The organism is Streptomyces sp. NPDC127129, from assembly GCF_042671585.1.
In the GTDB taxonomy this organism is placed as follows: domain Bacteria; phylum Actinomycetota; class Actinomycetes; order Streptomycetales; family Streptomycetaceae; genus Streptomyces.
Map to the genome: position 1 here is coordinate 236219 of NZ_JBHXTV010000008.1, position 22078 is coordinate 258296.

Sequence of the window (22078 nt, forward strand, 5' to 3'; positions counted from 1 at the left end):
GAGTGGCGGGCATGGGGGCCAAGAAGAAGTCCGGCAAGGGCAGGAGCGGCCCGGCGAAGGACAAGCGTTCCTGGCAGGGGCAGCGGACCGCGAACAGTTTCGCGGGGGCGTCGTTCGAGCGCAGCCAGGTGCTCGGTAGCGGCACGCAGAGCACGAGGATCAACGTACAGGCGTACGCGGCGGTGCCGACCGCACTGAACGCTCTGCCGGGGCTGCCGCAGGAGTTCACCGGCCGCGAGGACGAGATCTCCAAGGTTCTCGCCCTGCTGGACCCCGCGACCGGTGCGAGTGCGGCGGTCGGATCGGTCGCGGGGCTGCCGGGAGTGGGCAAGACGACGCTCGCCCACGCAGTCGGCCATGCCGCGCTCGACAGGGGCTGGTTCACGGGTGTGCAGCTGGTGAACCTGCGCGGCTACGACCCCACCCCCGTTCCGCCGCAGGACGCGCTGGAAGCGCTGCTGCGGGCGCTGGGTGTCGGGGCGGACCACATCCCGCCCACCCTCGACGAGCGCGCGGGTCTGTACCGTTCTCAGCTCGACGCGCTGGCGAGGGACGGCCGGCGGGTGCTGATCCTGGCCGACAACGCCTCGACCTCGGACCAGATCCGGCCACTTCTTCCGGCTCGTCACCACGCGGTGCTCGTGACCTCCCGCCACACGCTGCCCGGACTCGGCGCGCGGCTGTTCAATCTCCATCCCCTGCAGCCTGAGGCCGCTGTCGACCTCCTGCGCCAGCGACTGGAGGTCGCCGATCCCGACGACCGGCGCGTGGAGGACGAGCCCACGGCCGCGGAGGAACTCGCCGCGCTCTGCGGCTACCTGCCCCTGGCGCTTCAGATCGCCGCCGCACTCCTCGCCGACGACCCCGCCCAGCCGCTGTCCGAGCGGGTGCGGATGCTGACCGATGCCGGCAGCCGCCTCGGCGGCCTGGACGACGGCGAGCGCAACCTGCGCGCCGTCTTCGACGAATGCCTCACCCGGCTCACCCACCAGCAGGCCGACCTCTACCGTCTCCTCGGCCTCCACCCCGGCCCCGACATCTCCACCGCCGCCGTCGCGGCCCTCACCGACCAGCCCGCGGACAGGATCACCCCCTTGCTGCGGCAGCTCGTCCAGGCACGTCTCCTCACCCAGAGCAGCCAGGCACGCGACCGTTGGTCCATGCACGACCTGCTGCGCGTCCACGCCCAGGAAGAGGCGCGGACCACCATGGACAGCGGCCGCGTCTCCCGTAGACGCTTCGAGCAGGCCCGCACCCGGCTCACCGATCACTACATCCACCACGCCCGAGCGGGCGACACTCACTTCCGCCCCCCGGGTGAGGCCGTGACGACGCTGTTCGCCGGCCGGGAGCAGGCGCTGGCGTGGTTCGACGACGAACGCGAGAATCTGCTCGCCACCTGCTACGCGCAGACCGGGGACCACGCGCGCAAAGCCCGGCTCGGGTTCGCCCTCGGCAGCTATCTGGAATGGCGACGGCGGCTTCAGGATCTGCTCTCCGTCCGAGCCCATGCTCTGGAGGCCTGCCAGGCACTCGGCGGCACACACAACCAGGCCGGCGCCTGGAACAACCTCGGCAGCACGCTTGGAGAGCTCCGGCGTTACGACGAAGCGCTCGATGCTCATCAGACCGCCCTCAGCCTTTATCAGGAAAGCGGCAATATCCACGGTGAAGCCGGCGCCTGGAACAACCTCGGCAACGCACTTGGGGAGCTCAAGCGTTACGACGAAGCCGTCGACGCTCATCAGACCGCCCTGCGGCTCTACCAGGAGACCGGCACCATCCATGGCCAGGCCGGTGCCTGGAACAACCTCGGCAGCTCACTCAAGCACCTGCGGCGTTACGACGAAGCCGTCGACGCTCATCAGACCGCCCTGCGGCTCTACCAGGAGACAGACAACATCCGCGGCCAGGCCGGCACCTGGAACAACCTCGGCAGCACGCTCAAGCACCTGCGGCGTTACGACGAAGCCGCCGACGCTCATCAGACCGCTCTCCAGCTCTACCTGGAGACCGGTGACACCTACGGCCGAGCCGGCGCCTGGAACAACCTCGGCAACGCACTCGGAAAGCTCAAGCGTCACTCCGAAGCAATCGACTCCCATCAGACCGCTCTCCAGCTCTACCTGGAGACCGGTGACACCTACGGCCGAGCCGACGTCTGGAACAACCTCGGCAATTCGCTCGGAAGTCTGAAGCGTTACGACGAAGCGGTCGATGCTCATCACACCGCCGTTCAGATGCACCAGGAGACCGGTGACGTCTCCGGTCAAGCCGGGGCCTGGAACAACCTCGGCAACTCCCTGGGAAGTCTCAGGCGTTACGACGAAGCGGTCGATGCTCATCAGACCGCTCTCCAGCTCTACCAGGAGACCGGTGACGTCCCCGGTCAAGCCGGTGCCTTGAGTAACCTCGGCAACGCATTCGGAGAGCTCAAGCGTCACGACGAAGCAGCCGATGCTCACCGAACCGCCCTCCAGCTCTGTCGGGAGACCGGTGACGTCACCAGCCAGGCCGGCGCCTGGAACAACCTCGGCAACGCACTCGGAGACCTCAAGCGTCACGACGAAGCACTGGACGCCTATCGAACGGCCCTCCGGCTCTGCGAGGAGACCGGTGACATCCCCGGCCAGGCCGGTGCGTGGAACAACCTCGGCAGCGGACTCGTAGAGCTGGGGCGCCACGACGAAGCGCTCGACGCCGTCCAGACCGCCCTGCAGATGCACCAGGAGACCGGTGACATCCCCGGCCAGGCTGTCGCATGGAACAACATCGGGACCGCCGCCCGCGGTCTGGGGCGCTACGCGGACGCCATCTCAGCCGCCGAGAAGGCGGTCGCGATGCTGACCGAGGAAGCGGACTGGAAGCGTGTCGGGGAGGCCTGGGGCGAGCTGGCCACCACTCTGGCGGCATCCGGGGCCGAACCGTCCCGAATCCGGGAGGCATGGGAACAGTCAGCCACCGCCTACACCCGCGACGGCGATCACGAGGCGGCAGCCGCATCCCGCGCAAGCGCCGAGACCTGCCTCACGTGACGCGCACGGGTCCAGCCGCCGCCGGAGGTCACGTATCCGCCCACCCGCGTACGGGATCTTGAGGCCGTGAGCAGCCCGTGGAAGGCTCCTGCCGCATGATCGATGAGTTCGCGATCCCGCGATCAGATTCGGGTTCTACCGGCGCACGTGGGAACACACGGACGCGACGATCGAGGAGCTTCCCCTCGACGCCCCCGGCCGCGTGCCGTGGTGGCCGGAGCCGCACACCGGCACGAACCTGTTCGCCGTCATGGTGCATGTCCTCGGCGAGTCCGTCCGGCATGCCGGGCACGCCGACATCCTGCGCGAGGGCCTCGACGGCAGGACCGGGTTGCGCGCCGAACACGAGAAGCAGATCGACGAGGAAGCCCGCGCGGCCTACTGCGCGAAGATCGAGCAGGCCGCAAGGTCGACCGGCCATTGCCCACGATAACTAGAACTGATATCAGTTCTGATACACAGTCAGAAACAGTGCGGGTTCCGGGAGGCAGTCGGCCATGACCGAGCTTGTGGAGCACGGAAAGCTGTACATCGGCGGGGAGTTGGCCGATCCGGCCGGCGGGGACGTCATCGAGGTGATCTCGCCGCACACCGAGGAGGTCATCGGCCGTGTGCCACACGCCTCCCGGGCCGATGTCGACCGGGCCGTCGCCGCCGCGCGCGACGCCTTCGACCACGGGCCCTGGCCTCGGATGACGGTCGAGGAGCGGATCGCGGTCGTCGGCCGGATCAAGGACGCCATCGCCGTGCGCCACGAGGAGATCGCCCGCTCGATCAGCTCCCAGAACGGCTCCCCGTACTCCTGGAGCGTCCTCGCCCAGGCCCTCGGCGCCATGATGGTCTGGGACGCGGCGATCACCATCGCCCGCGACTTCCCGTACGAGGGGCGGCGTGCCGGCGTGCTCGGGCCGATCCTGGTACGGCGCGAGCCGGTCGGGGTCGTCGCGGCGGTCGTGCCGTGGAACGTCCCGCAGTTCACCGCCGCCGCCAAGCTGGGGCCGGCGCTCCTCGCCGGCTGCACGGTGGTCCTCAAGCCCTCGCCCGAGTCCCCCCTCGACTCGTACATCCTCGCCGAGATCGCCACCGAGGCGGGGCTGCCCGAGGGGGTCCTGTCCATCCTGCCCGCCGACCGCGAGGTCAGCGAGTACCTGGTCGGTCACCCGGGCGTCGACAAGGTCTCGTTCACCGGATCCGTCGCGGCCGGCAAGCGCGTGATGGAGGTCGCCTCCCGCAACCTCACGCGCGTCACCCTCGAACTCGGCGGCAAGTCCGCGGCCGTGATCCTGCCCGACGCCGACGTGGCGACGGCGGTCGCCGGGATCGTTCCCGCGGCCTGGATGAACAACGGCCAGGCGTGCGTCGCCCAGACCCGCATCCTCGCCCCGCGCAGCCGGTACGACGAGATCGCCGAGGCGTTCGCCGCCGCCGCGGGCGCGCTGGTGGTCGGAGACCCGCTCGACCCGGCCACGCAGGTCGGCCCGCTCGTCGCCCAGAGGCAGCGGCAGCGTTCCCTCGACTACATCAGGATCGGGCAGGACGAGGGCGCCAAGGTCCTCAGCGGCGGTGGCCGGCCCGCCGGGCTCGACCGCGGCTGGTACGTCGAGCCGACCCTGTTCGGGGCCGTCGACAACTCCATGCGGATCGCCCGCGAGGAGATCTTCGGTCCGGTCATCTGCCTCCTTCCGTACGGGGACGAAGGCGAGGCCCTCCGCATCGCCGACGACTCGGAGTTCGGGCTCAGCGGCAGTGTCTGGACCGGGGACGTCGAGCACGGCATCGACTTCGCCCGCCAGGTCCGCACGGGCACGTTCAACGTGAACACCTTCAGCCTCGACATGCTCGGCCCCTTCGGCGGCTACAAGAACTCCGGCCTGGGGCGGGAGTTCGGCCCCGAGGGCTTCGGCGAGTACCTGGAGCACAAGATGATCCACCTGCCGGCCGGGTACGAGGGGCCGGGTGGTGTCTGATGGGCGACCGCTGGCACGTGGAGGTCGACCGGGGGGTGTGCATCGGCTCCGGCATGTGCGTCAACCACGCCCCGGACGGCTTCCGGCTCGACACGGCCCGTCAGTCCCACCCGCGCGAACCGGAGTCGGACGCGAACGAGGCCGTGCTGGCCGCGGCCGAGGGCTGCCCTGTGGAGGCCATCCTGATCACTCTGCTCGACGGCGGGGAGCCGGTCTTCCCGCCGGAGGAGTAGCCACGAGCACTCGTTCACGCGTGCAAAAATCTTCCTCTGATCACGGGGGCGACAGGCCCACGTGCGCCCAGGATGGGGAGAGTTGTGCGCAAGGCGATGATGGTGGCCGCGGCTGCCGGTGCGGTGCTGCTGGTGGCGGGTTGCGGCAGCGACGGCGGCGGCTCGGGCAAGAACAAGGGCGGCTCGTCCTCCTCCTCCACGGGCTCCACGACCGGGGGTTCGGAGGCGGGCGGCGGCGACAGCCCGGACGCGGCCACGGTGGAGAAGGAGATCGGGACCGCGGCCACGGCCGCCGGTTTCACCGAGGACCCCTCCGGCGACGCGGTCCCGGCCGAGCTCAAGAGCTGCATGGTGTCCTGGACGGCCGACGCCGCGAAGGCGGCCGACCCGAAGAAGTCCTTCGACGCCACGGTGACGGCGCTGACCGGCGGCGGCTGGAAGGAGGGCCAGGCCACCGAGCAGTCCGGGTCCACCATCAAGACGCTGAACAAGGGCACCTGGTCGGTCAAGGCCAGCAACCACGGCGCCGCCGGCTTCGCCATCGTCATGTTCATCGGCACGGACAACACCCCCCAGTGCGAGGCCCTGTTCAAGGCCGACCTGGAGAAGAACAAGAAGTCGTAAGGCTGCTTGAGGCGCCGTCAGGCCGCCCCGCGGTCCTCACCGGCCGCGGTCGCGGCCTGGCCGCCCGTGCCGCCCGGCGCGGTCAGGTCGATCAGCCGGCAGACCGTCTCGATGTCGATCTTCACCTGGGCGATCGAGGCGCGCCCCGACAGCCAGGTGATCAGCGCCGAGTGCCAGGTGTGCTCGATGACCCGTACCGCCGACAGCTGCTGCGGCGTCGGGTGTTCCAGCCCCATCGAGTCCAGGATGATCGCCGTCGTCAGCCGGGAGACGGTGTCCACCTCGGGGCTCACGCTCCGGTCCGCGAACGTCAGCGCCCGCACCATCGCGTCCGCGAGCTGCGGCTCGCGCTGGAGCGCGCGGAACGCCCTCATCAGGGTCTCCGCGACCCGCTCGGCCGAGGTGTCGCCGGCCGGCGGCCGCTTCCGCAGCGTCGTGTGCATGTGCTGGAGCTGGTCCTGCATCGTCGCGACCAGCAGATGGATCTTGGAGGGGAAGTAGCGGTACAGCGTGCCCAGGGCCACTCCGGCCGCGTCGGCGACCTCACGCATCTGTACGGCGTCGAAGCCGCCCCGCCCGGCGAGCTGCGCGCTGGCGTGCAGGATGCGACGGCGTCGCGCCTCCTGGCGCTCTGTCAGGGGCGGCGAGGCCGGTCTTTCTTCCGCGGTCATGAAGTCCCGTTCCGTGCGGTGGGGGAGCGACAGTACGGCCGGAGTATGGCGGGGCTTCCGCCGTGGCGCGAATCACCTGATCCGGCTCTTACGACGGGGCTACCTGCCGGTAGATTCTGTGCTCCTTGAACGATCAAGAACGATCAAGTCTGAAACTTGTTCTAGATTAGCGCGAGCGGTTACGCTCCCGCGAAACGCAAGCTCGAAGGGGGCAGCGAGTGACCGCTGAGGCCATAGAGGCAGGCCCCCGCCAGGGCGTCACGGAGGGTGACAGCCCTCGCGCTCTCGGCTCGGCCCGAGCAGGGGAGCCCGCCATGCTGCGGATCGCTCTCCTCACGTACAAGGGAAATCCCTTCTGCGGTGGTCAGGGTGTCTATGTCCGCCACCTCTCCCGTGAACTCGCCCGCCTCGGCCACCATGTCGAGGTCTTCGGGTCCCAGCCGTACCCGACGCTCGACGAGGGCGTCCCGCTCACCGAGATCGCCAGCCTCGACCTCTACCGCTCGCCCGACCCCTTCCGTACGCCGAAGCGGGACGAGTACCGCGACTGGATCGACGCGGTCGAGGTCGGCACCATGTGGACCGGCGGCTTCCCCGAGCCCCTCACCTTCTCCCTGCGGGCCCGGCGCATGCTCGCCGCCCGCCGCGGCGACTTCGACGTCGTCCACGACAACCAGACGCTCGGCTACGGACTCCTCGGCGGCACCCGGGCGCTCGGCGCCCCGCTCGTCACCACGATCCACCACCCCATCACCGTCGACCGGCAGCTGGAGCTCGACGCCGCCGCCGACTGGAAGCGCCGCGCCTCCGTCCGCCGCTGGTACGCCTTCACCCGGATGCAGAAGCGCGTCGCCCGCCGCCTGCCGTCCGTCCTCACCGTCTCACGCACCTCACGCCAGGAGATCGTCGAGCACCTCGGCGTACGGGACGACCGCATCCGGGTCGTCCACATCGGCGCCGACACCGACCTCTGGTCCCCGGACCCGTCGATCGCCGAGGTCCCCGGCCGGATCGTCACCACCTCCAGCGCCGACGTCCCGCTCAAGGGTCTGATCCACCTCGTCGAGGCCCTCGCCAAGCTCCGCACCGAGAACCCGGCCGCCCACCTCGTCGTCGTCGGCAAGCGCGCCGAGGACGGACCCGTCGCGCAGGCCATCGAGCGGTACGGGCTCGAGGGCGCCGTCCAGTTCGTCAAGGGGATCTCGGACGCCGAGCTGGTCGACCTCGTGCGGTCGGCACAGGTCGCCTGCGTGCCGTCGCTGTACGAGGGGTTCTCGCTGCCGGCCGCGGAGGCGATGGCGACGGGGACGGCGCTCGTCGCCACCACCGGCGGGGCGATTCCGGAGGTCGCCGGTCCCGACGGCGAGACGTGTCTGGCCGTGCCGCCCGGCGACGCGGGGGCGCTCGCGGCAGGGCTCGGGCGGGTGCTCGGTGACGCGGAGCTGCGCAGCCGCCTCGGCGCGGCCGGGCGCGCGCGGGTGCTCGAGCGGTTCACGTGGGCGCGGGCCGCACAGGGCACCGCCGAGCTGTACCGCGAGGCGATCGCCCGGCGAGGCGCCGGAGTCCGTCGGTGACGCCCCGCCCCGTCTCCCGGGTGCGGCCCGGTGGTCCGGTTGTGCCCACAGGTTCCGCCCCGGCGGAACGACTGCCCGCAACCTCCGTAACCAGTGAAAGCAGGACGACCCCGTGCTGACCGTCGACTTCACCCGCTTCCCGCTCGCCCCCGGCGACCGTGTGCTCGACCTGGGCTGCGGTGCGGGCCGGCACGCCTTCGAGTGCTACCGGCGCGGCGCCCAGGTCGTGGCCCTCGACCAGAACGGCGAGGAGATCCGCGAGGTCGCCAAGTGGTTCGCGGCGATGAAGGAGGCCGGCGAGGCCCCGGCCGGCGCGACCGCCACCGCGATGGAGGGCGACGCGCTCAACCTCCCCTTCCCCGACGAGTCCTTCGACGTCGTGATCATCTCCGAGGTCATGGAGCACATCCCGGACGACAAGGGCGTCCTCGCCGAGATGGTCCGGGTGCTCAAGCCCGGCGGCCGGATCGCCGTCACGGTCCCGCGCTACGGCCCCGAGAAGGTCTGCTGGGCGCTCTCCGACGCGTACCACGAGGTCGAGGGCGGCCACATCCGCATCTACAAGGCGGACGAGCTGCTCGCCAAGATGCGCCAGGCGGGCCTCAAGCCGTACGGCACCCACCACGCGCACGCGCTGCACTCCCCGTACTGGTGGCTCAAGTGCGCCTTCGGGGTGGACAACGACAAGGCGCTCCCGGTGCGGGCGTACCACAAACTCCTGGTCTGGGACATCATGAAGAAGCCGGCCCTGACCCGGGTCGCCGAGCAGCTGCTCAACCCGGTGGTCGGCAAGAGCTTCGTGGCGTACGCGACCAAGCCCCACCTTCCCGCGGATGCCGCGAAGTGACCTCTCCCGAGCAGATCGCCGAGCACCTGCTCCTGCCCGGCGTCCTCACCGCCGAGCAGGCCGCCGAGACCGTCGCCGGAGTCCTCGCCGCGCAGCGCGAGGACGGGGCGATCCCCTGGTTCCGCGGCCACCACCTGGACCCGTGGGACCACACCGAGGCCGCCATGGCCCTGGACACCGCCGGCGAGCACACGGCGGCGGCCCGGGCGTACGAGTGGTTGGCCCGGCACCAGAACGCCGACGGTTCCTGGTACGCGGCGTACCACGACGGCGATCCGGACGACGTCACCGACCGGAGCCGGGAGTCCAACTTCGTCGCGTACGTCGCCGTCGGCGTCTGGCACCACTACCTGGCGACCGGCGACGACGCCTTCCTCGACCGCATGTGGCCGGTCGTCTACGGAGCGGTCGAGTTCGTCCTCGCCCTCCAGCGGCCCGGCGGGCAGATCGGCTGGAAGCGGGAGGCGGACGGCACGGCCGTCGACGACGCGCTCCTCACCGGCAGCTCCTCCATCTATCAGGCCCTGCGCTGCGCGCTCGCCATCGCCGAGGCCCGCGAGGAGCCCCAGCCCGACTGGGAGCTGGCGACGGGCGCGCTCGGCCACGCGATCCGCACCCACCCCGAGCGCTTCCTCGACAAGTCCCGCTACTCGATGGACTGGTACTACCCGGTCCTCGCCGGCGCCGTCAGGGGCCCCGCGGCCACGGCCCGGATCGACGCCTCCTGGGACGACTTCGTCGTCCCCGGTCTCGGCGTGCGGTGCGTCCTGCCCAACCCGTGGGTGACCGGCGGCGAGAGCTGCGAACTCGCCCTCGCCCTGTGGGCGATGGGCGAGTCCGACCGGGCCCTTGAGATCCTCCAGTCCGTCCAGCACCTGCGCGCCGAGGGCGGAATGTACTGGACGGGGTACGTCTTCGAGGGGGACAAGGCCGTCTGGCCCGAGGAGCTCACGACCTGGACGGCCGGCTCGCTGCTCCTGGCCGTGGCCGCGCTCGGCGGAGACGAGGCGACGGTGGCGGTCTTCGGCGGGGAACGGCTGCCGGCGGGACTGGAGCCGGACTGCTGCGGTTCCTGACCGCGGCTCCGGGGTGCCCGCGGCGGCGCAGGCACCCCGCGACCGGCCGGTGTCAGCCCGGCGCAGGCACCCCGCGTCCCGCCGGTGTCAGCCCGGCACAGGCACCCCGCGTCCGGCCGATGTCAGCCCGGCGCAGGCACCCCGCGACCGGCCGGTGTCAGCCTGGCGCAGGCACCCCGCGTCCCGCCGGTGTCAGCGGCGGCGCAGGCTGCCCGCGACCGCGTGGCCGATGGCGAGGTACACCACGGCGGCGAGGCCGTAGCCCGTCACGACGCGCGCCCATGCCTCGTCGAAGGTGAACAGGTCGTAGGACCATGCCGCCAGCCAGCGGGCGGAGTCCTGCACGAAGCCGACCAGGGCGTTGGCCCGGTTGGCCTCCAGCAGGTACATGAGGATCCAGAGGATGATCAGGCCGGCCATGATGTCGGCGACCACGGCGATGACTCTCGCCGTCTGCGTCGTGCCGCTGCGTGAAGTCATGACGTTCGGTTTGCCGCGATCCGGTGGCCGAAACCCGTTCGGCATCGCCCGGGTGGCGCAGTCCCAGGGGCGGGGCGAGGCTGTGGCCAAAGCCCTCAGGGAGGTTCCGCCGTGCCCCGTTCCGCACCCTCCGGACCGATACGCCGCGGTCTCGTGGCGCTCCTCCTCGCCTGCGCCCTGCTCCTGACGACCGGCGCCTGCGGCGGGGACGACGGCGCGAGCGCGAGCGGCAGCGCGAGCCCGACGGGCACGGTCGAGCAGCAGCGGCTCGCCAAGACCCGGTTCGTGGCCAACGCGGGCCTGGCGGCGGGCGCGACGTACCAGTGGATCGTCAAGCCGTACCGCGACGGCAAGTTCAAGAAGGGCGCGGAGGGCCGGACCTTCGCCCTGGTCAAGGCGGGACTCGCGGGAGCCTTCGCGTACAACCGGCTCAAGGCCGCGACGGAGAACGCCAAGGGCGACCCGCTCCTGTCGAAGGCGGTCGCACCGCTCACGGCGGGCATCGACCGGCTCAAGGATCTCGGCACCAAGCTCCGCAAGGGCGAGGCGAGCGAGGCGGACGTCGGGGCGTTCGAGGACGTCATCACCGATGTGAAGGACGCCGGCAGGAGCGCGGGCGCGGTGGTGACCGACAAGGTGCCCAGCACCTCGCAACTGGGCGGATGAGGCGAAGAGCCTCAGGTGTTGAGCTCCGCGAGGAGCCGTAGCGTGGCCGGGTCGGGCGCCGTGACCAGCAGGTCGGTGACCGGGCCCTTGCGCCACCGGTCGAGCCGTTCGGCGATCCGCTCCCTCGGCCCGACGAGCGAGATCTCGTCCGCGAAGGCGTCCGGCACGGCGAGTACGGCCTCCTCGCGGCGTCCGGCGGCGAACAGCTCCTGGATGTGCCGGGCCTCGGACTCGTACCCCATGCGCCCCATCAGGTCGGCGTGGAAGTTCCGGGCGACGTGCCCCATGCCGCCGATGTAGAAGCCGAGCATCGCCTTGACGGGCAGCAGTCCCTCGGCCGGGTCGTCGCAGAGCTGCGCGCGGACCATGGGCGCGACGCGGAAGCCCTCGGGCAGCCGGTCGGGGAGGGCGTAGACCTCCGCGTACCGCGAGGGCGACCAGTAGAGCGGCAGCCAGCCGTCGGCGATCCGCAGGGTCTGCGCGATGTTCTTGGGGCCCTCCGCCCCGAGCAGCACCGGCAGATCGGCCCGCAGGGGGTGGGTGATCGGCTTGAGCGCCTTGCCGAGCCCGGTGCCGTCGTCCCCGGAGTACGGGTGGGAGTGGAACCGCCCGTCGAGCGCGACGGGCCCCTCGCGGCGCAGGACCTGCCGGATCACGTCCACGTACTCGCGGGTCGCCGTCAGCGGGGAGCGTGGGAAGGGCCGGCCGTACCAGCCCTCGACGACCTGCGGCCCGGACAGCCCGAGTCCGAGCATCATCCGTCCGCCGGAGAGGTGGTCGAGTGTCAGGGCGTGCATGGCGGTGGCGGTCGGTGTCCGCGCGGCCATCTGTGCGACGGCGGTCCCGAGCCCGATACGGGACGTGTGTGCCGCGATCCAGGTCAGTGCGGTGAACGCGTCGGAGCCCCAGGCCTCGGCGGTCCACACCGAGTCGTACCCGAGCCGCTCCGCCTCACGGGCGAGTTCCAGGTGGGCGGGGGAGGGGCCGCGCCCCCAGTAGCCGAGAGCGAGTCCGAGACGCATGACGTCCAGCCTTCCTGACGGTCCGTCAGATCACTTCTCGGGGACTGTACGACAACGGCCCCTCGCCCGGAAGGGATTCCGGGCGAGGGGCCGTCGGAGCGGGCGCGCGGGCGCGCGGGTGCGGGATGCGCGGGTGCGCGTGGGTGCGCGCGCGGGTGCGCGTGCGGAGGTGTGGTCAGCCGCGCTGGATGCCGGTGGTGTCCTGGAGGACACCGCGGCGGCCGTCCTGGGTCTGGGCGATCAGGCCCGGACCGCGCTGCTCGACCGCCAGGTACCAGGTACCGGGCGCCAGTTCGGCGATCGGGGTGGGCGAGCCGTCCTCGGCGTACAGCGGACGGGCGACCGGGACCGCGAACCAGAACGGCGCGAAGTCGCCGGACTGACCCTGGCCCTGCGCCGGGCCCGGCTGCGCGGCGGTGGGCTGCGGGGCGTGCTGGGCCTGCGCGTCGGGCTGCGGCTGGCCCGGGTAGGGCTGGGGCTGACCGCCGTAGGGCGGCTGCTGGGCGCCCGGGTAGCCGTATCCGCCGGGGACGCCCTGCTGGCCGGGCTGGCCCGGCTGCATGCCGTACGGCTGCTGGGTCTGCGGCTTCGGCGCGCTGAGCAGCGGGCCCTTGAGGGCGGGGACCAGGGGGGCGGCGACGGCCGCGCCGGCCAGGATCAGGGAGGCGATCAGGCCGAGGATGAGGCCCGCGCCGGCGTTGTCCGACTCGAAGATCCACATCAGCAGGTTCCAGGCCGCGGCCACGGTGAACGCGACGCCGACCTGCCCCAGCTCCAGGCCCGCGACCTTGCGGGGCTGCGGGAGCGCGCGCGAGACGACGACCAGGGCGGCACCCGCGATGCCGAGAAGGAAGGCGCCCCAGCCGAGGGGCGAGATCTCCCAGGAGTTCGGCGTGTCGATCGAGTCGCAGATGGCGTCGCTGGCGTCACAGCCGCTGATGCCGAGGAATGAGGCGATGAACAGCACCACCGCTGCACCGATCAGAACGCCATCGCCTCGAGTGAGGGAGCGGATATTCACGTAAGAGTCCTTCGTCGGGTCGTCTCGTCGGGGTGGCGCGAAAGCACGGGGGCGGCCCCCATCGTACGGAGGGAATCTATCGCCCGTCGGTACTACCCCTTGAGGTAGGTCCCGATGCCGTCCGCGATCCCCTGCGCCGCTTTCTGACGCCATGCCGCGTTCGTGAGGAGTGCGGCGTCCTTCGAGTCACGCATATTGCCGCATTCGACGAACACCTTGGGCACGGTCGAGAGATTGAGTCCCCCGAGATCGTCCCGGACGTCCAATCCCGTTCCCTCGCCCAGGTAGTTGGAGGGCGCGGTGCCGGTCGTGCGGGCGAAGTGCCGGGCGATCTCCTCACCGAGGTCGCGGGAAGGGCCGACGATCTTCGTGGTGTCGGCCGCGCCGGAGCTGACCTGGGCGGGCACGATCACATGGAATCCGCGGTTCCCGGTGGCGGATCCGTCGGCGTGCACGGAGACGACGGCGTCGGCGCGCGCGGAGTTGCCGATCCGGGCGCGTTCGTCGATGCAGGGGCCGAAGGGGCGGTCGGCGTCGTGGGTGAGGATCACCTTCGCGCCCTGGGCCTTGAGGAGATCGCGCAGGCGGTGTGAAACATCGAGGGTGAATGCGGCTTCGGTGTAATCGGTGGCGGTGGAGGTGCCGGTGGTGTCGCATTCCTTGCGGTGCGTGCCGATATCGACCTTCTGATTGATTTCCCGGGAATGCTGGAAATTGCCGGGGTTGTGGCCGGGGTCGACGACGATCGTGCGCCCGGCGAGGGGGAGGGCCCCGGCGGGGGGCGGGGTGCCCGGGGCGGATGCCGTCGCCGGCGACGAGGACCGGCTCGTCTTGGCGTCCGGGGACCCCGGGGCGGCGGCCTGCGAACCGCCGCCGCAGCCGGCGAGGGCGGCGCAGGCGGTGAGGGCTCCGGCGAGGGCGACGGCGCGGGCTCCGGGGCGGGTGGGGATCGTGTGGTGGTCGTACGGCACCTTGCGACTCTAGTGGGAGAGTCGGCCGGGCGATCCGTCGACGCGACGAGACTGTGAAGGGCCTGTGATGGGTAGGGAGAGGTGAGGCACGGACCACGGGGGGAACTGTGGCGGGGGAAGAGCCGAACGACGCACGTCCATCGACCGGACCGACCGGACCGACCGGACCGACCGGATCGACCGGACCGACCGGACCGACCGGACCGACCGGAGCGAACGGACCGAGCGAAGCTAACGGGCCGACCGAAGCGAACGGGCCGGTGGAGCCGGCGGAGCCGAGCGACGCGGTGGTCGCCGAGAGGCCCTGGATCTACGGGGCGCCGGGGGTGCCTGGAGCTGCGGGGCCCGGGGGGACACCTGGGGCTCCTGCGGAGCCTTCCGACGCGTGGTTTCCGCCGCCGCCCGCGGCGCCGCCCGGAATGCCGCCGTCACCGCCGCCCGCACCACCGGAGTCCAACCCGGCGCAGGCCGTGCTCGTCGGTCTGCTGAACCTCTCCTGCCTCGGGCTCGGCTACGTCCTGCTCAGGCAGTGGATACCGGCCGCCGTCTGCTGGCTGGCGACCGCCCTGCTGCTGTTCGTGGCGCTGCCCGCCGACGTGGACGGAGTCCCCGGCGGCCTCCTCGCCGGTTACGGCGCCGTCCTGCTGGCAGCGGCCGCCGACGGGGCCCGGCGCGGGCTGCGCGCCCCGCTCGTGCTCGGCGGCGCATCGGGCGCGGGGGCGGGTGCCGGGGTGGGCGCCGGCTCGGGCGCCGCCACGCGTCGTCTCGCGCTTCCGCTGGCCCTCGCGCTGCTCCTCCTCGCGGTGCCGGTCGGCGGCTCGGTCGCCTACGGCGCGGCGCGGGACGAGGCGGTCGAGCAGTCGCTCCTGGCCCGCCTCGCCGAGGCGGACCAGCAGGTGAAGTCGGTCGAGGGCCAGAGCTTCGGTGGCGCCGAGCACACGTACCGGAAGGCGCTGGCCGTCTACCAGGAGCTCGGTACGAAGCACGCGGGCTCGCGGGCGGGCAGGCTCGTCCCCGACCGGCTCACGGAGTACTACGCGTCCGTCTCCGCCCCGTACGCGCAGAAGAAGTACTGCGAGGCCGTCCCGGGCCTGCAGCATCTGCGGGCCCTGCCGGGGACGGTGGACCGGGGGCTGCTCGCCGGGCTGACGGGGAAGGCGGACGACCCGCTGGCCCACTCCTGGTACGAGTGCGGGGTCGCCGGACTCGGCGGCGCGGGCACCGAGGCGGCGGCCGCGGAACACCTGAACGCACTGCTGTCGACGTTCCCGCAGTCCCCCTACACGGGGAGGGTCGAGCCCGCGGTCCGCGAGAGCCTCAGGACCAAGGCCGCTGCGACGTCCACCGGCGCCTGCGAGGCCGTCGTCGGACTGCGGCGCTTCGACACCTCCGTCGACGCACTCCGGCCGGAGGCCACCTTCGCCGCCGTCGCGCGCGACACCGGCAAGGAGATGGAGAAGGGCGACTTCGCCTGCGGGGTCGAGCAGTTCAAGGACAAGGAGTTCGGCGACGCCCTCCGTACGATGACGGAGTACACCGAGCAGTACCCGGGCAGCCCGCAGGCCGCCCACGCCAGGTCCATCGCGATCGCCGCCGAGATAGCCGGAGAGACGCCGGCGGCGGGCGACCGGCTGCCGTCCGCCACGGCCCCGGGCGGGTCACGGATGGTCATGGTGGTGTCCAACGACGGCCCGGGTGAGGTCGAGCTGCTCTACACCGGGCCGGTGACCGGCCGGGTCACACTGAAGGCTTGCGAGAGCTGTACGGCGTACGGAAGCAGCCTCCGGCTGGGCGCGCCGAAGCCCAAGGTGTGCAGCGGGCCGTCCTCGAAGTACCCGAAGGCGACACTGACGCTGCCCGCCGGCTCGTACCACTTCCTGCAGAAGAGGTCGGAGACGGCGGGCACGCTCTCGGCGGCGGACAAGTCGAGCACGGCGAAGATCGAGCCGGGGTACAGCTACACGAACTGCCTGTACGTCACGTCGGGGTTCGGGTTCTGACGTCCTGCGTCCTGCGCACTGCCGTCGCTTCGGCGGACGCGCCCTGAGGCCGCCCTAGCGGCGCCGCAGGACGCGCATCGAGTCCGTGACCGAGATCTCCTCGAAGTCGCCGGACTCCAGGGCGCGGAGGTAGATGCGGTACGGGGCCTGGCCGCCGTCCTCCGGGTTCGGGAAGACGTCGTGGATGACGAGCAGGCCGCCGGCGGCGACCTTGGGCGCCCAGCCCTCGTAGTCGTTGGTGGCGTGCTCGTCCGTGTGCCCGCCGTCGATGAAGACGAGCGCCAGCTCGCCCGCCCAGACCTTGGCGACCTGCGGCGAGCGGCCGACGACGGCGATGACGTGCTCCTCCAGGCCCGCCTTGCGCAGGGTCCGGCGGAAGGTGGGCAGGGTGTCCATCAGGCCGACCTCGGGGTCCACGACCGTCGGGTCGTGGTACTCCCACCCCGGCTGCTGCTCCTCGCTGCCCCGGTGGTGGTCCACGGTCACCGCGACGGTCCCGGCCTCCCGGGCCACGTCGGCCAGCAGGATCGTGGAGCGCCCGCAGTAGGTCCCGACCTCCAGGAGCGGCAGCCCGAGCTTGGCGGCCTCGGTGGCGGCGGCGTGCAGCGCGAGCCCCTCGTCGACGGGCATGAAGCCCTTGGCGGCCTCGAAGGCGGCGAGGATCTCGGGGGCGGGCATGGGTCCTCCTACTGGCGGGTACGCAGGTGCGAGCGCCCATCGTGCCCTACGCGCCGCACACGGACCACACCGTCGCGCCCCGGACGCCCCTCGGCCGCCCGCCTCCGCCCGCCTCCGCCCGGTCGGCGGTCGGCTGACTTCCGTCACGGCACATGGGTGGCCATGTCGGCGACGGGCTCGGTGATCTCTCTCCACAACCGACCCATTTCTGACCTTCCGTCAGATTGGAACGTGTTCTAGTCTGCGCGCATGGGCATCGGAATCACGCAGGAACAGCGGGAGTTGGCCCGGGCCGTGCGCGGGTGGTTCGCTCGGGCCGTGCCGTCCGAGGATGTGCGGAAGCTTCTCGACGCGCCCGCCGGGAGCGTCGTCGGGCGGCCCGCGTACTGGGACGCACTCGCCGAGCAGGGGCTCCTCGGGATTCATCTGGGTGAGGCGTACGGGGGTGGGGGCGGCGGGCTCGTCGATCTGGCCGTCGTGCTGGAGGAGGCCGCGCGGGCACTGTTGCCGGGGCCGTACCTTCCCACCGTGCTCGCCGGTGAGGTCCTGCGCCGCGCGGGCGCGGACGGTCTCGTCGCCGAGCTCGCGAGCGGTGCCCGGGTCGGGGCGGTCGCCCTCGGGGCCGGTGGGCTGACCGCCGTCGAGACCGAGGGCGGACTGCTCCTCGACGGCGCGGCCCCGCCCGTCCTCGGCGGCGCCCAGGCCGATCTGCTGATCCTGGCCGCGAGCACCGCACGCGGTGTCGTCTGGGCCGCCGTGGACGCCGGCACCCTCTCCGTCCGCCCGCACGAAAGCGCCGATCCCACCCGGCCGACCGCCCGGGTCACCGCCGACGGGACGCACGTGCCCGCCCGCCGGATCCTGGACGTCGACCCCACCCTCGTACCGGACCTCGCCTCCGTGCTGTACGCCGCGGACGCCTGCGGGAACGCCGCCCGGGCGCTGGAGACGGCGAGTGGGCACGCGAAGACGCGCGAGCAGTTCGGGCGGCCCATCGGACAGTTCCAGGGGGTCAAGCACCTCTGCGCCGACATGCTCGTACGGGTCGAACAGGCCCGCGCGCTCACCTGGGACGCGGCCCGGTCCACCGAGGACGAGGCGCGCTCCCTGACCGCCGCCCTCGCCGCCGCCACCGCCCTCGACGCCGCCTACAGCTGCGCCAAGGACTCCATCCAGATCCTCGGCGGCATCGGCTTCACCTGGGAGCACGACGCCCATCTCTCGTTGCGCCGCGCCCTCGTCGCCCGTCAGCTCCTCGGCGCGGGCGACACCCATCGCGCGCACGCCGTGCGGCTCGCGGCGGAAGGCGTGCGGCGCGAGCTGAGGCTCGAACTGCCTCCGGAGGCCGACGCCTTCCGCGCCGCCGCGCGCGAGGCGATCGCCCCCGCCACCGGGCTCGCCCCGGGGGCCGCCCGCCGCGCCCTCGCCGCCACCGGATACGCCGCCCCGCACCTGCCCGCACCGTACGGGCTCGACGCCGGACCGCTCCAACAGCTGGCAGTGCAGCGTGAGTTGGATGCGGCCGGGATCGCGCTCAGCGGGCTCGGGATCGCCACCTGGGTCGTCCCCTCCCTCCTCGCGTACGGAACGGCCGAGCAGCAGGAGCGCCACCTCGCCGCCACCCTCCGCGGCGAACTGCTCTGGTGCCAGCTCTTCTCCGAGCCCGGGGCCGGATCCGACCTCGCGTCCCTGCGCACCAGAGCGGAACGCACCGAGGACGGCCGCTGGCGGATCAACGGACAGAAGGTGTGGACGAGCGCCGCCCAGTGGGCCGACCACGGCATCCTGCTCGCCCGTACCGACCCCGACGCCCCCAAACACCAGGGACTCACGTACTTCCTCGTCGACATGAAGAACACACCGGGGATCGACATCCGCCCGCTCAAGGAGATCACCGGCGAGTCGCTCTTCAACGAGGTGTTCTTCGACGACGTGCTTCTGCCGGCCGACTCCGTCGTCGGCGAGGTGAACGACGGCTGGCGCGTCGCCCGCAACACCCTCGGCAACGAACGCGTCCACATGGCCGACCAGGTCGCCTTCGACTCCGGCCTCGAAGCGCTGATCGAGCGTGCGGACGGCGCCGACAGCTCCGTACGCGTACGGATCGGGGCCCTGGCGGCCGAGGCGCACGCGCTCGCCTGCATCGGCCTGCGGACCACGATGCTCCAGGTCTCGGGCCTGGAACCGGGCGCCGGGGCCAGCGTCCGCAAGCTCGTCCAGACCGTCCATCAGCAGAAGCTCGCCGAGCTCACGCTCGAACTGCTCGGCCCCGAGGGCGCGGTACGGGAGGGGCCGGGGGAGCGGGCGGTCCACGGACTGCTGATGTCCCGCTGCCTCACCATCGCGGGCGGCACCACACAGGTCCAGCTCAATGTCGTCGCCGAGCGCCTGCTCGGCCTGCCGAGAGACTGAGGGGCAACGAAGATGGGGAAGGCGTACATCGTCGGCGTCGGGATGACGAAGTTCGAGAAGCCCGAGACGCGCGACTGGCAGTACTGGGACATGGCGCGCGAGGCCGGGACGGCGGCGCTCGCCGACGCCGGAGTCTCCTACGGCCAGGTCGAGCAGGTCCCCGTCGGCTACTGCTTCCAGGCCTCGACGGCCGGGCAGCGCGCCGCGTACGAACTCGGCCTGACCGGCGTGCCCGTCTACAACGTCAACAACAACTGCGCGACGGCCTCGACGGCTCTGATGATGGCCCGGCAGTTCGTCGCGGGCGGGGCGGGCGACTGCGTCCTCGCGCTCGGCTTCGAGAAGATGACGCGCGGGGCGCTGGGCGGGGGCTCGGACGGCGGGGACTTCAAGTCGTCCCCGGTCGCCCGGCACTACGGGATCATGGCCGCCGGTCACGGCTTCGAGATGAGCCCGCCGACCGCGCAGATCTTCGGCAACGCGGCCCGCGAACACATGGAGCGGTACGGGACGACGGAGGTCCAGCTCGCGGCTGTCGGCGCCAAGAACCACCGCCACTCGGCGAACAACCCCAACGCCCAGTTCCAGGACGTCTACTCGGTCGACGAGATCCTCGCCGCCAAGACGATCCACCGGCCCCTCACCAAGCTGCAGTGCTCGCCCACCTCCGACGGCTCGGCGGCGGCGGTCGTGGTCTCGGAGCGGTTCGTCGTCGAGCACGGTCTGCACGACAAGGCGGTCGAGATCGTGGCCCAGGCGATGACCACGGACACGGAGGAGTCCTTCGCCTCCGGCTCGTGCATCGACGCGGTCGGCCGGCCGATGTCGCGCGCCGCGGCCCGGCAGGTGTACGAGGCGTCGGGCCTCGGCATCGAGGACGTCGACGTCGTCGAGCTGCACGACTGCTTCTCCATCAACGAGCTGCTCACCTACGAGGCGCTCGGCATGTGCGAGGAGGGCGCCTCGGGCAAGCTCGTCGAGTCGGGCGCGACGACGTACGGCGGGCGATGGGTCGTGAACCCGTCCGGCGGACTCATCTCGAAGGGGCATCCGCTGGGTGCCACCGGCCTCGCACAGGCCGCCGAACTGGTCTGGCAGCTCCGTGGCGAGGCGGGTCCCCGCCAGGTCGAGGGGGCCCGCGTCGGCCTCGCGCACAACGTCGGGCTCGGCGGGGCGGCGGTCGTCACCATGCTCCGGAGGCCGTAGCCGGTCCCGCCCATGCTCCGGAGGTCGTAGGACTCATTCCCCATGTACGGGGTGCAGAGCGTCTGCGACCATCACACGCATGGTCCACACCGAGCCCGCCACGTCCGGCGCCACAGAGTCCACCCCGATACGCCCCACCCCGCGCGCCTGGCTCGTCGTGCTCGCCGCGTGCGCGGGGCAGTTCCTCGTGGTCCTCGACGTGTCGGTGGTGAACGTCGCGCTGCCCTCGATGCGGACCGACCTCGGCCTCTCGGCCACCGGCCTGCAGTGGGTGCTCAACGCGTACTCCATCGCGTTCGCCGGGTTCATGCTGCTCGGCGGGCGGGCGGCCGATCTCTTCGGCCGTAAGCGGATGTTCCTGCTCGGACTCGGCCTCTTCACCGCGGCCTCCGTCGCGGGCGGGCTCGCCCAGGAGGGCTGGCAGCTGGTCGCCGCGCGCGCCGTGCAGGGCCTCGGGGCCGCCGTCCTCGCGCCCGCGACGCTCACCATCGTGACCGCCGCCGTCCCCGCCGGTCCCGCACGGACCCGGGCGATCGGCACGTGGACGGCCGTCGGAGCCGCCGGAGGCGCGGCGGGCGGCTTCGTCGGCGGAGTGCTCGTGGACCTCCTCTCCTGGCGCTGGGTGCTCCTGATCAACGTCCCCGTCGGGGTCCTGGTCCTGATCGGCGCCGCGCTGTGGCTGAGCGAGAGCCGCACCGGCGCCCGCCGACGGCTCGACCTGCCGGGCGCCGTCCTCGTCACGGGCGGCCTCGCCTCCGTGGCGTACGGCATCGTGCAGACGGAGGAGGTGGGCTGGGGCGACCCGGCCACCCTCCTCCCGCTGCTCGGGGGCCTCGCGCTCCTCGCGGTGTTCGTCGCCGTCGAGGCGCGGACGGCGGCCCCGCTGATGCCGCTGAAGCTCTTCCGCGCGCGGGCGGTCTCGGCCGCCAACGTGGCCATGCTGCTGGCGGGTTCGACCTCGTTCGCCATGTGGTTCTTCATGACCGTGTACGCCCAGAACGTCCTCGGCTACACCCCGCTCCAGGCCGGTCTTGCCCTGATCCCCAGCTCGGTCAGCGTCATCGTGGGATCCAAGCTGGCCCCCCGCCTGATGCCCACGACGGGCGCCCGCAACCTCGCGGTCATCGGCGCCCTCGTCGCCGCGACCGGCTTCGGCTGGCAGTCGACGATGACCGCCGACGGCACCTTCCTGACGACGATCCTGGGCCCCGGCATCCTGATGATGGCCGGCATCGGCCTGCTCACCACCCCGCTCGCGACCCTCGCCACCTCCGGCGCCGCGCCCGCCGACGCCGGCCTCGTCTCCGGCCTGGTCAACACCTCCCGCACGATGGGCGGCGCCCTGGGGCTTGCGGTCCTCTCCACCGTGGCCGCCGCCCGCACGGCGGGCGCCACGAGCCCCGCCGCCCTGACGGAGGGTTACGCCCTGGCGTTCCGCACGGCGACGGGCGTCCTGCTCGCCGCGGCGGTCCTGATGCTGCTCTGGCTGCCGAACAGCGGAAGGACACGCCCCGCGGAGGCGTGATCTTGCCCACACGGCGATCCGGCCGATCGGTGGTCACGCTCGGTGCCCCATTCGGATTGCGGGGATCCGG

General features: G+C 72.0%; 18 protein-coding genes and 1 pseudogene. 13 read left to right on the top strand and 6 right to left on the bottom strand.

All coding sequences use genetic code 11. The annotated features are described in order from the left end of the window. Nucleotides 1-11 precede the first annotated feature (11 nt). The 5 genes and pseudogenes from ACFVGW_RS17810 (at nt 12) to ACFVGW_RS17830 (ending at nt 5859) form a co-directional block, all read left to right on the top strand. Entirely contained in the window at nt 12-3035 is a 3024-nt protein-coding gene (locus ACFVGW_RS17810) for a tetratricopeptide repeat protein (RefSeq protein WP_385852630.1), read from the top strand. A gap of 130 nt (nt 3036-3165) precedes the next feature. After that, nucleotides 3166-3468, top strand: a pseudogene (locus ACFVGW_RS17815) (DUF664 domain-containing protein); the annotation flags it as partial. 64 nt (nt 3469-3532) lie between these two features. Continuing rightward, entirely contained in the window at nt 3533-5002 is a 1470-nt protein-coding gene (locus ACFVGW_RS17820; protein WP_385852631.1) for an aldehyde dehydrogenase, read from the top strand. Beyond that, nucleotides 5002-5235: a ferredoxin gene (locus ACFVGW_RS17825; protein ID WP_352188236.1), complete on the top strand. Its 234-nt coding sequence runs from the start codon at nt 5002-5004 to the stop codon at nt 5233-5235. Before ACFVGW_RS17820 ends, ACFVGW_RS17825 begins: the two co-directional genes overlap by 1 nt. An 84-nt stretch (nt 5236-5319) precedes the next feature. Continuing rightward, the gene (locus ACFVGW_RS17830; protein ID WP_383227317.1) at nt 5320-5859 is read left to right on the top strand and encodes a hypothetical protein; all 540 of its coding nucleotides are present in this window, start codon (nt 5320-5322) and stop codon (nt 5857-5859) included. 17 nt (nt 5860-5876) lie between these two features. Here ACFVGW_RS17830 and ACFVGW_RS17835 read toward each other — a convergent pair whose 3' ends face one another. After that, nucleotides 5877-6530: a TetR family transcriptional regulator gene (locus ACFVGW_RS17835; RefSeq protein WP_383292484.1), complete on the bottom strand. Its 654-nt coding sequence runs from the start codon at nt 6528-6530 to the stop codon at nt 5877-5879. Nucleotides 6531-6748: 218 nt separating this feature from the next. On the opposite strand from ACFVGW_RS17835, the gene ACFVGW_RS17840 reads away from it, so the two are divergent. The 3 genes from ACFVGW_RS17840 to ACFVGW_RS17850 all read left to right on the top strand — a co-directional run bounded on the left by ACFVGW_RS17840 (nt 6749) and on the right by ACFVGW_RS17850 (nt 10027). Then, on the top strand, nt 6749-8104 hold the full coding sequence (locus ACFVGW_RS17840; protein WP_385852632.1) for a glycosyltransferase family 4 protein: 1356 nt from the start codon (nt 6749-6751) through the stop codon (nt 8102-8104). 112 nt (nt 8105-8216) lie between these two features. Then, nucleotides 8217-8951 (top strand): class I SAM-dependent methyltransferase, encoded by a 735-nt coding sequence (locus ACFVGW_RS17845; protein WP_352188240.1) that lies wholly within the window; start codon nt 8217-8219, stop codon nt 8949-8951. Next, nucleotides 8948-10027 (top strand): prenyltransferase/squalene oxidase repeat-containing protein, encoded by a 1080-nt coding sequence (locus tag ACFVGW_RS17850; RefSeq protein ID WP_385852633.1) that lies wholly within the window; start codon nt 8948-8950, stop codon nt 10025-10027. The genes ACFVGW_RS17845 and ACFVGW_RS17850 overlap by 4 nt, the downstream gene beginning before the upstream one ends. 192 nt (nt 10028-10219) lie before the next feature. Here the strand turns inward: ACFVGW_RS17850 and ACFVGW_RS17855 are convergent, their stop codons facing one another. Beyond that, a complete protein-coding gene (locus ACFVGW_RS17855) occupies nt 10220-10507 on the bottom strand; it encodes a hypothetical protein (RefSeq protein ID WP_352188242.1) in 288 nt (95 codons plus the stop codon). A 111-nt stretch (nt 10508-10618) separates the two neighbouring features. Between ACFVGW_RS17855 and ACFVGW_RS17860 the strand changes: the two genes are divergently transcribed. Further along, nucleotides 10619-11173, top strand: a complete 555-nt coding sequence (locus ACFVGW_RS17860) for a hypothetical protein (RefSeq protein WP_383227325.1) — start codon at nt 10619-10621, stop codon at nt 11171-11173. 11 nt (nt 11174-11184) lie between these two features. Here ACFVGW_RS17860 and ACFVGW_RS17865 read toward each other — a convergent pair whose 3' ends face one another. The 3 genes from ACFVGW_RS17865 to ACFVGW_RS17875 form a co-directional block, all read right to left on the bottom strand. Continuing rightward, nucleotides 11185-12195 (bottom strand): LLM class F420-dependent oxidoreductase, encoded by a 1011-nt coding sequence (locus ACFVGW_RS17865; RefSeq protein ID WP_385852634.1) that lies wholly within the window; start codon nt 12193-12195, stop codon nt 11185-11187. 175 nt (nt 12196-12370) lie between these two features. Next, nucleotides 12371-13216: a DUF5336 domain-containing protein gene (locus ACFVGW_RS17870; RefSeq protein ID WP_352188245.1), complete on the bottom strand. Its 846-nt coding sequence runs from the start codon at nt 13214-13216 to the stop codon at nt 12371-12373. 92 nt (nt 13217-13308) lie between these two features. Beyond that, nucleotides 13309-14187: an N-acetylmuramoyl-L-alanine amidase gene (locus tag ACFVGW_RS17875; protein ID WP_385852635.1), complete on the bottom strand. Its 879-nt coding sequence runs from the start codon at nt 14185-14187 to the stop codon at nt 13309-13311. A 419-nt stretch (nt 14188-14606) separates the two neighbouring features. Here ACFVGW_RS17875 and ACFVGW_RS17880 point away from each other — a divergent pair, with 419 nt between their 5' ends. Beyond that, on the top strand, nt 14607-16187 hold the full coding sequence (locus ACFVGW_RS17880) for a hypothetical protein (protein ID WP_385852636.1): 1581 nt from the start codon (nt 14607-14609) through the stop codon (nt 16185-16187). Between the two features lie 54 nt (nt 16188-16241). On the opposite strand, the gene ACFVGW_RS17885 is transcribed toward ACFVGW_RS17880, so the two are convergent. Beyond that, nucleotides 16242-16865 (bottom strand): class I SAM-dependent methyltransferase, encoded by a 624-nt coding sequence (locus ACFVGW_RS17885; RefSeq protein ID WP_352188247.1) that lies wholly within the window; start codon nt 16863-16865, stop codon nt 16242-16244. Nucleotides 16866-17114: 249 nt separating this feature from the next. On the opposite strand from ACFVGW_RS17885, the gene ACFVGW_RS17890 reads away from it, so the two are divergent. From ACFVGW_RS17890 to ACFVGW_RS17900, 3 genes are all read left to right on the top strand, one after another. Next, nucleotides 17115-19277 carry an acyl-CoA dehydrogenase gene (locus ACFVGW_RS17890; protein WP_385852637.1) on the top strand — a complete coding sequence of 721 codons (2163 nt, stop codon included), beginning with the start codon at nt 17115-17117 and terminating at the stop codon, nt 19275-19277. Nucleotides 19278-19289: 12 nt separating this feature from the next. Continuing rightward, the gene (locus ACFVGW_RS17895) at nt 19290-20483 is read left to right on the top strand and encodes a lipid-transfer protein (RefSeq protein ID WP_385852638.1); all 1194 of its coding nucleotides are present in this window, start codon (nt 19290-19292) and stop codon (nt 20481-20483) included. A gap of 79 nt (nt 20484-20562) precedes the next feature. Beyond that, complete coding sequence (locus tag ACFVGW_RS17900; RefSeq protein ID WP_385852639.1) at nt 20563-22008, top strand: MFS transporter; 1446 nt, start codon at nt 20563-20565, stop codon at nt 22006-22008. Nucleotides 22009-22078 lie beyond the last annotated feature (70 nt).

What these genes read in the sequence shown, in the direction of transcription:
- ACFVGW_RS17810 (WP_385852630.1), top strand. Translation starts at nt 12, where the DNA reads ATGGGGGCCAAGAAGAAGTCCGGCAAGGGCAGGAGCGGCCCGGCGAAG.
- ACFVGW_RS17820 (WP_385852631.1), top strand. Translation starts at nt 3,533, where the DNA reads ATGACCGAGCTTGTGGAGCACGGAAAGCTGTACATCGGCGGGGAGTTG.
- ACFVGW_RS17825 (WP_352188236.1), top strand. Translation starts at nt 5,002, where the DNA reads ATGGGCGACCGCTGGCACGTGGAGGTCGACCGGGGGGTGTGCATCGGC.
- ACFVGW_RS17835 (WP_383292484.1), bottom strand. Translation starts at nt 6,530, where the DNA reads ATGACCGCGGAAGAAAGACCGGCCTCGCCGCCCCTGACAGAGCGCCAG.
- ACFVGW_RS17855 (WP_352188242.1), bottom strand. Translation starts at nt 10,507, where the DNA reads ATGACTTCACGCAGCGGCACGACGCAGACGGCGAGAGTCATCGCCGTG.
- ACFVGW_RS17865 (WP_385852634.1), bottom strand. Translation starts at nt 12,195, where the DNA reads ATGCGTCTCGGACTCGCTCTCGGCTACTGGGGGCGCGGCCCCTCCCCC.
- ACFVGW_RS17880 (WP_385852636.1), top strand. Translation starts at nt 14,607, where the DNA reads ATGCCGCCGTCACCGCCGCCCGCACCACCGGAGTCCAACCCGGCGCAG.
- ACFVGW_RS17885 (WP_352188247.1), bottom strand. Translation starts at nt 16,865, where the DNA reads ATGCCCGCCCCCGAGATCCTCGCCGCCTTCGAGGCCGCCAAGGGCTTC.
- ACFVGW_RS17890 (WP_385852637.1), top strand. Translation starts at nt 17,115, where the DNA reads ATGGGCATCGGAATCACGCAGGAACAGCGGGAGTTGGCCCGGGCCGTG.
- ACFVGW_RS17895 (WP_385852638.1), top strand. Translation starts at nt 19,290, where the DNA reads ATGGGGAAGGCGTACATCGTCGGCGTCGGGATGACGAAGTTCGAGAAG.
- ACFVGW_RS17900 (WP_385852639.1), top strand. Translation starts at nt 20,563, where the DNA reads ATGGTCCACACCGAGCCCGCCACGTCCGGCGCCACAGAGTCCACCCCG.